At 70.8% G+C, this 14,584-nt stretch carries 15 protein-coding genes; all 15 read left to right on the plus strand.

Translation table 11 applies throughout. The features are described 5' to 3' along the window. A partial coding sequence (locus AB0E77_RS32130; protein WP_361577898.1) for an MFS transporter occupies positions 1-957 on the plus strand: 957 nt, incomplete at its 5' end. Between the two features lie 9 nt (positions 958-966). Next, complete coding sequence (pafA, locus tag AB0E77_RS32135) at positions 967-2,328, plus strand: Pup--protein ligase (RefSeq protein WP_361577901.1); 1,362 nt, start codon at positions 967-969, stop codon at positions 2,326-2,328. Positions 2,329-2,477: 149 nt separating this feature from the next. Continuing rightward, entirely contained in the window at positions 2,478-3,479 is a 1,002-nt protein-coding gene (locus AB0E77_RS32140; RefSeq protein ID WP_361577904.1) for an FKBP-type peptidyl-prolyl cis-trans isomerase, read from the plus strand. A 67-nt stretch (positions 3,480-3,546) separates the two neighbouring features. After that, complete coding sequence (locus tag AB0E77_RS32145) at positions 3,547-3,918, plus strand: FKBP-type peptidyl-prolyl cis-trans isomerase (protein ID WP_161163603.1); 372 nt, start codon at positions 3,547-3,549, stop codon at positions 3,916-3,918. A 148-nt stretch (positions 3,919-4,066) separates the two neighbouring features. Continuing rightward, on the plus strand, positions 4,067-5,020 hold the full coding sequence (locus AB0E77_RS32150) for a WYL domain-containing protein (RefSeq protein ID WP_189230514.1): 954 nt from the start codon (positions 4,067-4,069) through the stop codon (positions 5,018-5,020). A gap of 18 nt (positions 5,021-5,038) precedes the next feature. Further along, positions 5,039-6,121 (plus strand): WYL domain-containing protein, encoded by a 1,083-nt coding sequence (locus AB0E77_RS32155; protein ID WP_361577907.1) that lies wholly within the window; start codon positions 5,039-5,041, stop codon positions 6,119-6,121. Positions 6,122-6,168: 47 nt separating this feature from the next. Then, a complete protein-coding gene (locus AB0E77_RS32160) occupies positions 6,169-6,402 on the plus strand; it encodes a hypothetical protein (protein ID WP_361577975.1) in 234 nt (77 codons plus the stop codon). 48 nt (positions 6,403-6,450) lie between these two features. Continuing rightward, a complete protein-coding gene (locus tag AB0E77_RS32165) occupies positions 6,451-6,645 on the plus strand; it encodes a hypothetical protein (RefSeq protein ID WP_361577910.1) in 195 nt (64 codons plus the stop codon). Between the two features lie 266 nt (positions 6,646-6,911). Then, positions 6,912-7,190, plus strand: a complete 279-nt coding sequence (tatA, locus tag AB0E77_RS32170; RefSeq protein ID WP_225636670.1) for a Sec-independent protein translocase subunit TatA — start codon at positions 6,912-6,914, stop codon at positions 7,188-7,190. Positions 7,191-7,282: 92 nt separating this feature from the next. Then, complete coding sequence (gene tatC, locus AB0E77_RS32175) at positions 7,283-8,188, plus strand: twin-arginine translocase subunit TatC (protein ID WP_361577913.1); 906 nt, start codon at positions 7,283-7,285, stop codon at positions 8,186-8,188. A 173-nt stretch (positions 8,189-8,361) separates the two neighbouring features. After that, complete coding sequence (locus tag AB0E77_RS32180; protein WP_361577916.1) at positions 8,362-11,169, plus strand: DEAD/DEAH box helicase; 2,808 nt, start codon at positions 8,362-8,364, stop codon at positions 11,167-11,169. Between the two features lie 388 nt (positions 11,170-11,557). Further along, on the plus strand, positions 11,558-13,165 hold the full coding sequence (locus AB0E77_RS32185) for an ATP-binding protein (RefSeq protein ID WP_361577919.1): 1,608 nt from the start codon (positions 11,558-11,560) through the stop codon (positions 13,163-13,165). Beyond that, on the plus strand, positions 13,162-13,569 hold the full coding sequence (locus AB0E77_RS32190) for a roadblock/LC7 domain-containing protein (protein WP_361577922.1): 408 nt from the start codon (positions 13,162-13,164) through the stop codon (positions 13,567-13,569). The genes AB0E77_RS32185 and AB0E77_RS32190 overlap by 4 nt, the downstream gene beginning before the upstream one ends. Next, positions 13,566-13,970: a DUF742 domain-containing protein gene (locus AB0E77_RS32195; protein WP_361577925.1), complete on the plus strand. Its 405-nt coding sequence runs from the start codon at positions 13,566-13,568 to the stop codon at positions 13,968-13,970. Before AB0E77_RS32190 ends, AB0E77_RS32195 begins: the two co-directional genes overlap by 4 nt. Then, complete coding sequence (locus AB0E77_RS32200) at positions 13,951-14,571, plus strand: ATP/GTP-binding protein (protein WP_361577928.1); 621 nt, start codon at positions 13,951-13,953, stop codon at positions 14,569-14,571. Before AB0E77_RS32195 ends, AB0E77_RS32200 begins: the two co-directional genes overlap by 20 nt. The last annotated feature ends 13 nt before the right edge of the window (positions 14,572-14,584 follow it).

A 14,584-nucleotide genomic window follows, 5' to 3' on the forward strand; every position in this document is an offset into this window, starting at 1 on the left:
GCTGCGCTCGCGTACGTGGCCGTGGGAGCCGCGGGCCTCTTCACACCCCCGCTGGAGGGCGGCCTGCGGGCCCTGTGGCCGAGCGTGCTCCGCGAGGAGGACCAGGTGCACACGGCGTACGCCATGGACGCCGTGGCGCAGGAGGTCATGTTCACCGTCGGGCCGCTGCTCGTGACGGTGTGCGTGTCGCTGTGGTCGCCGACGGCCGCCCTGCTCGTGCTGAACGCGGTGGGTGTGCTGGGCGCCCTCTCCGTGGTCGTGTCGCCCCCCTCGCGCGCGTGGCGATCGGCTCCGCGCGAGGCCCACTGGCTGGGTGCCCTGCGTTCGTCCGGGCTGCTGGCGCTCCTGGGGGCCTTCCTGTTCATCGGCATGGCGCTCGGCTCCATCACCGTGGCCTCCGTGCCCTACGCGGACGAGCACGGCGGTGACGCCGTCTACGGCTGGCTGATGGCCGCCCTGGGGCTCGGCGCGCTGGTCGGCGGGACCGTCTACGGGGCACGGCAGTGGGCCGGCGCCCCGGCGCGGCGACTGAGGCTCCTCGTGGCGCTGCTGGCGGTGTGTTACCTGCCGCTGATGCTGATGCCGGGCGCGGTCGCCATGGTGCTGCTCACGGCGGTGGCGGGGGTGTTCCTGGCGCCCTGCATCGCCTGCGCGTTCGTCCTCGTCGATCAGCACGCGCCGCGCGGCACGGTGACGGAGGCGTTCTCCTGGCTCGTGACGACGTTCACCGTGGGCGCCTCGGTCGGCACGGGCCTCGCCGGGCCCGTGGTGGAGCACGGCGGGGCGCTGTGGGGCTTCGCCGTGCCCGGGGCGGCCGGGGTCGTGTCGCTGCTCGTGCTGGCCTGCACGGGGCGGGTCCTCGCAGCTCCCGCGCGGCAAGCGGTCGTTGCGGCTTCATCGGAAAATGATCCGAACCGTGCCGTCGAACCCCGTTTCAGTTCGGGTCATCAGGCGTAATGTTCAGTCATGGACCGCCGCATTTTCGGGCTGGAGAACGAGTACGGCGTCACGTGCACGTTCAGGGGACAGCGCCGCCTGTCGCCTGACGAGGTGGCGCGGTACCTCTTCCGCCGTGTCGTGTCATGGGGCCGCAGCAGCAATGTCTTTCTGCGCAACGGGGCCCGCCTCTATCTCGACGTGGGATCACATCCGGAATACGCGACACCCGAATGTGACAACGTGATTGAACTCGTCACCCACGACAAGGCGGGCGAGCGCATTCTCGAAGGACTCCTGGTGGACGCCGAACGACGCCTGCACGAGGAGGGAATCGCGGGCGACGTCTACCTCTTCAAGAACAACACCGACTCCGCCGGAAACTCCTACGGCTGCCACGAGAACTATCTGGTGGCGCGCCACGGGGAGTTCTCCCGGCTCGCGGACATTCTCATCCCGTTCCTGGTGACCCGGCAGCTGCTCTGCGGCGCCGGCAAGGTGCTTCAGACGCCGCGCGGCGCCGTGTACTGCGTCAGCCAGCGGGCCGAGCACATCTGGGAGGGTGTCTCCTCGGCGACCACCAGGTCGCGGCCGATCATCAACACCCGCGACGAGCCGCACGCCGACGCCGAGCGCTACCGTCGCCTGCACGTCATCGTGGGCGACTCCAACATGTCCGAGACGACCATGCTGCTCAAGGTCGGCGCCACCGACCTGGTGCTGCGCATGATCGAGGCGGGCACGGTGATGCGCGACCTCACCCTGGAGAACCCGATCCGGGCGATCCGCGAGGTCAGCCACGACATCACCGGGCGCCGCAAGGTGCGCCTGGCCAGCGGCCGGGAGGCGTCCGCGCTGGAGGTGCAGCGGGAGTACTACGAGAAGGCCCTGGACTTCTGCGAGCGCCGCGGCATCCGCACCGGCACCGTCGAGCGGGTGCTGGAGCTGTGGGGCCGGACGCTGGACGCGATCGAGGCCGAGGACCTCGACCGCATCGACACCGAGATCGACTGGGTCATGAAGTACAAGCTCCTCGAGCGGTACCGGGCCAAGCACAACATGACCATGTCCCACCCGCGGGTCGCCCAGATAGACCTCGCCTACCACGACATCCACCGCCGTCGTGGTCTGTACTACCTGCTCGAGAAGAAGGGCCAGGCCGCCCGGGTCGCCAACGACCTGAAGATCTTCGAGGGCAAGTCCGTCCCGCCGCAGACCACCAGGGCCCGGCTGCGCGGCGACTTCATCCGGCGGGCCCAGGAGCAGCGCCGGGACTTCACCGTCGACTGGGTCCACCTCAAGCTCAACGACCAGGCGCAGCGCACCGTGTTGTGCAAGGACCCCTTCCGGTCGGTGGACGACCGGGTGGAGAAGCTGATCGCCGGGATGTGACCGGTACGCAGTGAGAAGGCGTCCGTTCCGCGGGGACCGGAACGCCACACGGGCACCGTACGTTATCCGTACGGTGCCCTTCTCAGGTCGTAGAGTTGCGCGCACGCCAGCAGACATGACCGACCGACACCGATTACGAGGCCCCCACCGTGCGCCGACGCTCCCTCCTCATCGCCGTTCCCGCCGGACTGGTCACGCTCGCCGCATGCGGTGACGAGGACTCCGGTTCGAGCAAGGCCAGCGACAGCGCGTCGCCCCAGACGTCGAGCCCGTCCGCGGCCCCGTCCCCGAAGATCGTCGACGGCCCGTTGCCGGCGATCACGGCGGGCACGAAGTTCGGGGAGAAGCCGACGGTAGCCAAGGGCAGCGGCGAGCCGTCCAAGGACCTCGCGGTGAAGACGGTGATCGCCGGCAATGGCCAGACGATCGCGGAGAACGACTACCTGGCGGCCGACTACCTGGGCCAGATCTGGGACACCGCGAAGGTCTTCGACAACTCCTACGACCGCAAGGCGCCGATCGTCCTCCAGCTGGCCCAGGGCACGATCATCGACGGCTGGCGGTACGCGCTCGCGGGCAAGAAGGCCGGCAGCCGCGTGCAGATGGCCGTCCCGCCGGCCTACGGGTACGGCGACGAGGGCAGCCCGCAGGGTGGCATCAAGGGCACCGACACCCTGGTGTTCGTGGTCGACGTGAAGGACGTCTTCAACGGCAAGAGCTCCGTCAAGGGCAAGGAGGTCGCGCAGGACGACGCGGCGCTGCCCGAGGTCGGCACCAACACCGACGGTGCCGCGCCCTCCATCGAGGTGCCCGACACGGCGGCGCCGAAGAAGCTCGTGGCGAACTACGTGCTCGAGGGCGACGGTCCGGAGGTCGCCGCGCAGGACACCGTGCTCGTGCAGTACAAGGGCGTGGTGTGGGACGGCGGCAAGGAGTTCGACTCCACGTACAGCAGGAAGCAGCTGGCCTCCTTCTCGCTCCAGCAGGTCGTCAAGGGATGGTCGCAGGGACTGACCGGCAAGAAGGTCGGCAGCCGCGTCCTGATCGTGGTCCCGCCGGACCTGGGATACGGCGACAACCCGCCGCAGGGCAGCGGCATCGAGAAGGATTCGACGCTGGTCTTCTCGGTCGACATCCTCGCGAAGATGTGACGCTCCGGGATGTAAGACTTGGGTGTTGCCTTCCGACACACGAGACAGACAAGCAGGAGCCAGACACGTGAGCATCGACAAGCCCGAGATCGACTTCCCGGGCGGCGAGCCCCCGGCGGACCTCGAGATCAAGGACATCTGGGAGGGCGACGGCCCGGTCGCCGAGGCCGGCCAGACCGTGACCGTCCACTACGTGGGCGTGGCCTTCAGCACGGGCGAGGAGTTCGACGCCAGCTGGAACCGGGGCACCCCGTTCCGCTTCCCGCTCGGTGGCGGCCGGGTCATCAAGGGCTGGGACCAGGGCGTGCAGGGCATGAAGGTCGGCGGCCGTCGCCAGCTGACCATCCCCGCGCACCTCGCCTACGGCAATCAGAGCCCGACCCCGGCGATCCAGCCCGGCGAGACGCTGATCTTCGTGGTCGATCTGCTCGGAGTCTGATCGACGCGTGATCGCCGTCCGAACGGACAGTGATCAGAGCCGGTCATTCGGGGTCCATGCCTGTCCGGGCATGGGCCCTCGGCTTTTGCCGCGCCACCGCGGGGCGGTACGGTCATCCGTCGTAAGCACCATAGGGAGAAGGGCGTCGATGGCCATTGCCAAGGCCGAGCGGCTGATGAACCTGGCGCTGTGTCTGCTCGGGACGCGGCGGCCACTCAGCAAGCGCGAGCTGCGAGACTCCATCGAGGCCTACCTCGAGGCGGGATCCGACGACTCCTTCAACCGCATGTTCGAGCGGGACAAGGACGACCTGCGGGAACTCGGCCTGGTCATCGAGACCGTCGAGGGCCTCGACGGCGAGATCGGGTATCTGGCGCGCCGCGACAGCAACCGGCTGCCGCCCATCACCCTCGACGCCGAGGAGGCCGCCGCCCTCGGACTGGCCGCCAAGGTCTGGCAGCAGGCCAGGCTCGCCGGCGCGGCCAGCGGCGCGCTGCAGAAGCTGCGGGCGGCCGGGCTGCCCGAGGACGTCGACCCGTACGAGGCGCACAGCGCCCTCGAGCCGCGCATCCCCGTGCACGAGGCCGCCTTCGAGCCGCTGATGCTGGCCTGCCGAGACCGCCGCCCGGTCCTCTTCGAGTACCGCAAGGCCAACGCCGCGCAGCCCGAGCCCCGGCACGTCGAGCCGTGGGCGCTGGAGTGCTGGCGCGGCCACTGGTATCTGGCCGGGTTCGACCGCGACCGCGGAGCGGAGCGGGTGTTCCGGTTGTCGCGGATCACCGGCAAGGTGCGCTCGCGCGGAGCGCGGTTCACCGCCCCCGTGCCCGATGTCGTCACCGTCCGCGAGACGGTCGCGAGCTGGGCGGGGGAGACCGCCGACCGCTCCGCGCTGATCCGGCTGCGTGCGGGCGCGGGCTACCCGCTGCGGGCGAAGGCCACCGCCGTGCGGGAACTCGGCGACGGCTGGGACGAGTTGGAGATTCCGTACGGACACGGCCTGGACGCCTGGCTGGTGGAGTTCGGGCCGGACGTGGTGGTCCTGGAGCCCGCCGAGCTGCGTGCGGACGTCGTGGACCGGCTGCGTGCCGTGGCCAAGGGCTGAGGGGGAGCGGACAACACAGTGGCAGGCAAACCGGTCAGGCCCGTGAACGCCATCGACCAGACCCGACGGATGCTGTCCCTGGTGACGTATCTGCGCGAGCGTCCCGGCGCCCGCGTCGAGGACGTCGCGCGCGCCTTCGGCATCACCGAGGACGAGCTGGTCTCCGACCTCGACGTGCTGCCCATGTGCGGCACCAGCTTCCGCGGCGGCGATCTGCTCGACATCGACACCGACGGCGAGCGCATCTGGTGGCACAACCCGGCGGCGCTGGGCGCGGACGCGGCCGAGCCGCTGCGGCTGGCCGCCGACGAGGCCACCGCGCTGCTCGTCGCCGCCCGCGCGGTGGCGACGCTGCCCGGCCTGCGCGAGAGCGACCGGCAGGCGCTGCTGCGGGCGACCGCCAAGGTGGAGACGGCGGCCGGCGAGGCCGCGGGCGCCAGCTCGCGCCTGTCCGTCACCTTCGAGTCCGAGGGCGGTGTCTTCGCCGACGTCGACCGGGCCATCTCCGAGCGCCGGCGCCTGTGGATCCGCTACTACTCGCCGGCCCGCGACGAGCTGACCGAGCGCGAGATCGACCCCATCCGGCTCGTCAGCGTGGGGCACACCTACGTCGAGGCCTGGTGCCGCCGTTCCGAGGCCCGGCGCACCTTCCGGCTCGACCGGGTCGCCGAGATCCGGATCCTCGACGAGCCCGCCGCGCCGCCCGAGGTGGAGCTGCGGGACCTGTCCGAGGCGCTGGTGCAGCCCGCCGCCGAGGACCCCGAGGTCGTCGTGGAGGTCGGCCCGGGCGGCCGCTGGGTCGCCGAGTACTACCCGCACGACAGCGCGGAGGAGCTGCCCGACGGCGGCCTGCGCATCACCCTGCGCACCCCCGACCCCGCGTCCCTGCGGCGGCTGGCGCTCCGGCTCGGACGCGACGGCCGGATCGTGTCCCCGTCCGAGCTCGCCGGCAGCGCCCGGCAGGCCGCCCGCGACGCGCTCGCGGCGTACGACGGGATCGAGGCCGGCACGGCGCAGGGTGCGGGGCCGGCGACCGCGGTGGGACAGACGGCGACCGGCGGGCCGGACACCGGGCGCGACAGGCAGGAGCGGGCACTGTGAACGAGGCGACGGGGCCCGGCGTGACGGCGGCGTCCGCGTTCGCCGGCATGAGACGCGTCTCGCCGGTCGTCTTCAGGGCCGGCTGCCCGGACTGCCGGGGCCGCTTCGAACTCGCCGCGAGCGCCCTGCGCCTGGCCATCGGCGCCACGAGCCGCACCACCTTCTACTCGTTCACGTGCCCCGAGTGCGGCTCCGCCGTCCGCAAGCCCGCCGGGGAGCGGATCGTCGAGCTGCTCACGGGCGGCGGCGTGCGGACCCTGCGGCTGCACTCCACGGTGTGACCGGCCGGCGTGCACGGACCGCCCGCCGTACGGTCTAGGCTCGGCCTCATGTTCTGGCCGATGTTCGCGGTTGCCGTGGGTTTTGTGGGTCTCGCCGTCCTCGCGGTGTTCGCCGTACGGGTGTTCGTGGAGGCGCGGCGGCTGGGCCGGCAGGTGACGGACTCGGCGTCCCGCATCAACCGGGCCGCCGCCGACCTGGAGCGCGCCGCGCAGAGCGCCGCCCGTTCCGCGGACGCCCTGTGAACCACGCCGCATTCCGGGACTGATCCGGCGGACGCCGTCCGTCGCGTCGCGCACGGCCGCTCCCTGTCACCGCGCAGGTTCCGGAAGGTACGCTGCTGATCGCGGTCCGGAATACGAGGCCCGGACGCGGACGGGAGTACGCACAGGGATTGCCTCTCGTTTACCCCTGAGCGTTACGATCGCTGCACAACACGATCGGTCGGACGCATGTCCGACGGGTCGGACAGCACCCCCACCCAGCCGCCTCGGTGAGAAGGTAAAGACTTATGGGAAGGCTCGGACCTACCGAGATCATTCTTATTCTCGTCGTCATCATCCTGTTGTTCGGCGCGAAGAAGCTCCCGGACATGGCACGTTCGCTCGGCAAGTCCGCGCGCATCCTCAAGTCCGAGGCGAAGGCGATGAAGGACGAGAACAAGTCCGCCGCCCCCGCCGACCCGCCGAACCCCGAGCAGGCCGCGACGCAGCGCACCATCCAGGCCGCCCCCGGCGACGTGACCAGCTCGCGCCCGGTCACCGAGCCGACGGACACGACCAAGCGCTGACGCAGGGCCGGCGCCGACCGGCCCGCCGCACGAGATGAGGATGTGGGTTGCTCAAGTCTGCCCGCAAGAAAGAGAAGGATCCCGAGGGGCGGATGCCCCTCGTGGAGCACCTGCGCGAGCTGCGCAACCGGCTCGCGAAAGGCATGCTGGCGATCACGGTCGTCACGGTGGTGGCGGTCTTCTACAGCCAGCAGCTGATGACCTTCCTCATGGACCCCGTGCCGCGCTGTACCGACGGCCTGGGCGAGTCGACCGGTGGCGCCTGCGCCGTGATCGCCTACACCGACCTGCTGTCGCCCTTCACCACCACGGTGAAGGTGTGCCTCATGGCGGGCATCGTCCTCTCCAGCCCGGTCTGGCTCTACCAGCTCTGGGCGTTCGTGGCGCCGGGTCTGCACAAGCATGAGCGCAAGTACACGTACTGGTTCGTGGCGGCGGCCGTACCCCTCTTCCTGGGGGGTGGCTGGCTCGCGTACACGATCATGCCGGTCAGCATGCGCGTGCTGCTGGGGATCACGCCGGACGGCTCGGCGAACATTCTTCCGATGGACAAGATCCTGGACTTCATCGTCCGGATGATCCTCATCTTCGGCGGTGCCTTCGAGCTGCCCCTCGTGCTCGTGATGCTCAACGTCGCCGGCGTCGTCACGGGACGCAGGATGGCCGGCTGGTGGCGTGGCGTCGTGATGGGCGTCTTCGTCTTCGGTGCCGTCGCCACGCCGACCACCGACCCCGTCGGCATGATCGCCCTCGCCGGGCCGATCGTCGTCCTGTACTTCCTGGCGGTCGGGTTCTCCGTGCTCAACGACAAGCGCCGGCGCCGCGCCGACCCCGACGCCGAGCTCGACGACGACGAGGCCTCGCCGCTCGACCTCACGCCGGAGCCGGTCGACGGCGTCGAACCCGTGACGGCGTCCCGGGCCCTGCCCCAGCAGGCGAGCGGGGCCGTCGACGGCACCCCGTCGGCCCGGTACAACGGGTACGACGACGTGACCTGAGCCGAGCGGCGGAGCAACGACACAGGTGAAGGGGCCGGACGGCGACCGTCCGGCCCCTCTCGTGCCAGCCCTGGGACGAACGTCACATCCCGGGCGGAGGCAGGGGCGGCGCGGCCCCGGGCCGGATAAAGATCGTCCCGTTGTCAGTGGGGCCCGGTACGCTCGAAAGTACGATGACAGAGGATCTCTCACCGGCCGAGCGGTACGCGGCAGCCCGTCAGCGCGCTGCCGAGCAGGCCACCGCGCTCGCGTCCTTCCGCGAGATGTACGACTTCGGCCTCGACCCGTTCCAGATCGAGGCCTGCCAGGCACTCGAGGCCGGCAAGGGCGTGCTGGTCGCCGCGCCCACCGGCTCCGGCAAGACGATCGTCGGCGAGTTCGCCGTCCACCTCGCCCTCCGGCAGGGCAAGAAGTGCTTCTACACGACCCCCATCAAGGCCCTGTCGAACCAGAAGTACGCCGACCTCTGCCGCCGCTACGGCGCGGACAAGGTCGGCCTGCTCACCGGCGACAACAGCGTGAACTCCGACGCCCCGGTGGTCGTGATGACCACCGAGGTCCTGCGCAACATGCTGTACGCGGGCTCCCAGACCCTCCTCGGCCTGGGCTATGTGGTGATGGACGAGGTGCACTACCTCTCCGACCGCTTCCGCGGCGCCGTGTGGGAGGAAGTGATCATCCACCTCCCCGAGTCGGTGACGCTGGTGTCGCTGTCGGCGACCGTGTCGAACGCCGAGGAGTTCGGCGACTGGCTGGACACGGTGCGCGGCGACACCCAGGTGATCGTCTCCGAGCACCGCCCCGTGCCGCTGTTCCAGCACGTGCTGGCCGGGCGCCGCATGTACGACCTGTTCGAGGAGGGCGAGGGCCACAAGAAGGCCGTCAACCCGGACCTCATGCGCATGGCGCGCATGGAGGCGACCCGCCCCTCGTACCAGGACCGCCGCCGCGGCCGGCACATGCGCGAGGCCGACCGCGAGCGCGAGCGCCGGCAGCGCTCCCGCATCTGGACGCCGGGCCGGCCCGAGGTCATCGAGCGGCTCGACGCCGAGGGACTGCTGCCCGCGATCACCTTCATCTTCAGCCGCGCCGCCTGCGAGTCCGCCGTCCAGCAGTGCCTGTACGCCGGACTGCGGCTCAACGACGACGAGGCGCGCGCGAAGGTACGCGCCCTCGTCGAGGAGCGCACCGCCTCCATCCCCGCCGAGGACCTGCACGTCCTGGGCTACTACGAGTGGCTGGAGGGTCTGGAGCGGGGCATCGCCGCCCACCACGCGGGCATGCTGCCGACCTTCAAGGAGGTCGTCGAGGAGCTCTTCGTGCGCGGTCTGGTCAAGGCCGTCTTCGCCACCGAGACCCTCGCCCTCGGCATCAACATGCCCGCCCGCTCGGTGGTGCTGGAGAAGCTGGTCAAGTGGAACGGCGAGCAGCACGCCGACATCACCCCCGGCGAGTACACCCAGCTCACCGGCCGGGCCGGCCGGCGCGGCATCGACGTCGAGGGACACGCCGTCGTGCTGTGGCAGCGCGGCATGAGCCCCGAGCACCTCGCGGGCCTCGCCGGCACCCGTACGTACCCGCTGCGCTCCAGCTTCCGGCCGTCGTACAACATGGCGGTCAACCTGGTCGAGCAGTTCGGCCGGCACCGCTCCCGGGAGCTGCTGGAGACCTCCTTCGCTCAGTTCCAGGCCGACAAGTCGGTCGTCGGGATCTCCCGTCAGGTCCAGCGCAACGAGGAGGGGCTCGAGGGCTACAAGGCCTCCATGACCTGCCACCTCGGCGACTTCGACGAGTACGCGCGGCTGCGCCGCGAACTGAAGGACCGTGAGCAGGAGCTGGCCCGGCAGGGCGCCAACCAGCGGCGTGCCGAGGCCGCCGTGGCGCTGGAGAAGCTGAAGCCCGGCGACGTCATCCACGTGCCGACGGGCAAGTACGCGGGCCTCGCCCTGGTGCTGGACCCGGGCCTGCCCGCCGGACGTTCCAACGGCCACCGCGGCTTCGAGCATCACGACGGGCCCCGCCCGCTGGTGCTGACCGCCGAACGTCAGGTCAAGCGGCTGGCGTCGATGGACTTCCCGGTGCCCGTCGAGGCGCTGGAGCGGATGCGGATCCCCAAGTCCTTCAACCCGCGCTCACCGCAGTCCCGTCGCGACCTCGCCTCCGCGCTGCGCACCAAGGCCGGGCACATCCCGCCGGAGCGGGCCCGCAAGAAGCGGTCCCAGGCGGCCGACGACCGGGAGATCGCGCGGCTGCGCAAGGCCATCCGCGCCCATCCCTGCCACGGCTGCGACGACCGCGAGGACCACGCCCGCTGGGCCGAGCGGTACCACCGGCTGCTGCGCGACACCTCCCAGCTGGAGCGCCGGATCGAGGGACGGACGAACACCATCGCCCGCACCTTCGACCGCATCGTCGCCCTGCTGACCGAGATGGACTATCTGCGCGGCGACGAGGTCACCGAGAACGGCAAGCGCCTCGCCCGGCTCTACGGCGAACTCGACCTGCTCGCCAGCGAGTGCCTGCGCGAGGGCGTCTGGGAGGGACTCTCCCCGGCCGAACTCGCCGCCTGTGTCTCGGCCCTGGTCTACGAGTCGCGGGTCGCCGACGACGCGATGGCGCCGAAGGTGCCCTCCGGCAAGGCCAAGGCCGCGCTCGGCGAGACGGTGCGCATCTGGGGGCGGCTGGACGCCCTGGAGGAGGAGTTCCGGATCAGCCAGACCGAGGGCGTCGGCCAGCGCGAGCCCGACCTCGGCTTCGCCTGGGCCGCCTACGAATGGGCGTCCGGCAAGGGCCTCGACGAGGTGCTGCGCGAGGCGGAGATGCCGGCCGGCGACTTCGTCCGCTGGTGCAAGCAGGTCATCGACGTCCTCGGCCAGATCGCGGCGGCGGCGCCCCGCGAGGGCTCGACGGTCCCGAAGAACGCGCGCAAGGCGGTCGACGGGCTGCTGCGCGGAGTGGTCGCCTACTCGTCCGTGGGCTGACCGGCACCTCACCGGCCCGGCAGGGCGCGGTCCGGCCCCGCACAGGGGGCGGCCCGCGCCCTGCCGGGCCTTCGTGCGTCCGGGTGCCGGCGTGACGATCCCTCATCACGCTGAGTGGTCTGCGTACGCCCGTGCATCATTACAGCAGGTGTTCGAATGACTCCCCAGCGTGCAAATGGGCTCGAGGCTACTCCAGTACCCGTGCCCGTTTCAGGTGCTTGCCGAATATGACACGGCGATGATCCGCTCGGACTAAGCTCGCCCGCAGCGCACCGAGTTGAGGTGAATTCGCGCGCTTGTTCCCAATGCGCCGAAGATCCCGGCAACTCCCAGACGTACCCCCACGCACGCTTCCCCATCCCCGCCGATTCTTTTTCAGAGGGCCTACATGGTGAGTGTTGATTCCCCTCCAGGGCGCCGTGAACTTCCGTACGCGCGCACGCTGTTGCTCCCCGCCATACTGATGGCCGCGGCGTCCGGGGCCGCCGTCGCCCTGGTGACGGAGCCGGCGCGGCTCGCCGTCGCCTGGTGCGGCACCGTCGCCACCCTGCTGGTGATCGCGGTGGCGGCCGAAGCGGTGCGCCGGGGCCGGACCCTGCGGGCCCTGCGCGCCGAGCACGCCCGTCACAGCGCGTATCTGGAACGGAGGGTGGCGGGTCACCATGAGGAGATGGCCCGCATCGGCGGCGAGATCCTGCCCGCCGCCGTCCACCACATGCGCCGGGGCAACACCCCCGAGGAGACGGTCCGGTACCTGCCCGAGCTCGACCCCTCCTACGCCGACCTCGGCGATCCCCAGCGCGACCTCATCCGCAGGGTGTGCGCGATCATCGACCACCAGGACTCCATGCGCGAGTCCGCCGAACGCTCCTTCGTGGACATCGCCCGCCGCGTCCAGGCGATCGTCCACCAGCAGAACAAGGAACTGCGCGAGATGGAGGAGGACCACGGCCGCAACCCCGAGGTCTTCGACGACCTCCTGCGCATCGACCACGGCACCGCGCTGATCGGCCGCCTCGCCGACTCCATCTCCGTCATCGGCGGCGGCCGGCCCGGACGCCAGTGGCCCGAACCGGTCGCGCTCTACAGCGTGCTGCGCGGTGCCATGTCCCGGATCCTCGAGTACCGCCGGATCAACCTCGCCTCCATCGCCAAGGTCAACATCAAGGGCACCGCGGTCGAGCCGGTCATCCACGCCGCCGCCGAACTCCTCGACAACGCCACCCGCTACTCGCCGCCCGGCTCCAAGGTGCACGTCACCGCGACCGAGGTGCAGAGCGGCGTGTGCATCGAGATCGAGGACTCCGGCGTCAGCCTCAGCGAGGAGTCCCGCGCCCGCATCGAGGGACTCCTCGAAGCCGCCAAGCGCGGCACCGACGTCCAGGACCTCAGCCAGCACCCGCGCCTCGGCCTGTCCGTCGTCGGCCGGCTGTGCACCCAGTACGGCATGGACGTCTCGCTGCGCGCCTCCGCGTACGGCGGGGTCCGCGCCATCCTCATCGTGCCCAGCAAGATGACGACCACCGAACCCGGCGTCGGCCTCGCCCACGGCATCGGCGCGACCTCCATCCCCACCCCGGGCCCGGACGCCCTGCCCGGCCCCGAGCGCAAGCCCAAGAAGCGCCGCCCCACCAGCCCCCGCATCCCGGCCACGGTCTCCCTCGAGGACGACGTCCCCGAGGTCACCGAGTGGACGGCGGGCGGTCTCCCGCAGCGCCGCAGCCGCGTCAAGATGCCGCTCAGCCAGCGCCTCGCCGAGCAGGCGGCCTGGGAGCGCGAAGAGGCCGAACGCGAGGCCCGCGAGGCCGCCGAGCGGGCCCGCAACGGCATCCCGCCGGCCCCCGAGCCCGAGCCGGTCGCAGCGACCCCGCCGGGGCAGTGGGTCGAGGCCTTCTGGGAGGGCCTGAAGAACCATCCGGGTCTGACCCAGGCCCACCAGCAGTCCAGCAACCAGCCGGCCAGCGCCCCGGCCGATGACGAGGGGAACCTCAAGTGATCGAGCAGCAAGGCAAGTTCGACTGGATGCTCAGGGATCTCTACGACGGTGTCCCGGGCATCGAGATGATCGTGGTGCTCTCCGCCGACGGTCTGCGCATCGCCCGTTACTCAGGTGACCCCGACGCCGCCGACCGGGTCGCCGCCGCCTGCGCGGGCCTGCAGAGCCTCGCGGGGGCCGTCGCCCAGGAGATCCCGACCAGCGACGGCGAGATGAAGATGGTCATCATCGAGATGAACGGCGGCTACTTCTACCTGATGGCCGCCGGCCCCAACGCCTTCCTCGCCGTGCTCTCCGACGTCCGCTGCGAGCCCGGCCGGATGAGCCTGAGCATGGCCGACCTGGTCGCCCGCATCGGACCCCATCTGACCACTCCCGCGCGGCGCAACGGGCAGACCGTATGACTCCTCCGCAACGCCAGAGGCGAACTCCCGGCCAGGACCCGTCCCCGGCGTCCCCGCCGCCCAAGGAAGGCGAACTCCGCAACCCCGAGCGGCTCTTCGTCATCGGCGGCGAAGGCGGCGGCGAACGCGCCGACATCGACCTGGTCACGCTGATCGTGGCCCGCGCCGACCCGCCGGTGTCCGCCACACCGGAACAGGCGGCTCTGCTGCGGCTGTGCGCCGCACCCCTGTCCGTAGCCGAGCTGTCGGCCTACCTGAGCCTGCCGTTCAGTGTGGTGACCGTGCTGCTCACCGACCTGCTGACGGCGGAACTGGTGCAGTTCCGCGCCCCGATCGTCCGCCAGAAGGTCGCCGACCGATCCCTTCTCGAAGCGGTGATGCATGGACTTCAAAAGCTCTGACACGATTCCGGGCCCACGCACGGAGGACCGGCTGCCGCACACGGCCGAGGCCGCCGTGAAGATCGTCATCGTGGGCGGATTCGGGGTCGGCAAGACGACCATGGTCGGCTCGGTCAGCGAGATCAGGCCGCTGACCACGGAGGAGACGATGACCCAGGCGGGCATCGGCGTCGACGACAACTACGGCTCCGCCTCCAAGACCGCCACCACCGTGGCCATGGACTTCGGCCGCATCAGCATCACCGACCAACTGGTGCTCTACCTGTTCGGCACGCCCGGCCAGGAGCGCTTCTGGTTCCTGTGGAACGGCCTGTTCGAGGGCGCGCTCGGCGCCGTGGTGCTGGTGGACACCCGCCGCCTGGAGGTCAGCTTCGACGTCATGGGACGGCTGGAGGAACGCGGCGTGCCCTTCGTCGTCGCCGTCAACTCCTTCCCGGACGCACCCCGTTACCCCGTGGCCGAGCTGCGCACCGCGCTCGACCTGCCCGAGGAGATCCCCATCCTCGACTGCGACGTCCGACGCCGGGCCTCCAGCCGGGACGTCCTGATGACGCTGATGCGCTTCCTGCACTCCCTCGCCATGAAGGGCGCGCTCACCTGACCCGCGCGGCCGA

This window comes from Streptomyces sp. NPDC032940 (assembly GCF_040636935.1).
Classification (GTDB): domain Bacteria; phylum Actinomycetota; class Actinomycetes; order Streptomycetales; family Streptomycetaceae; genus Streptomyces.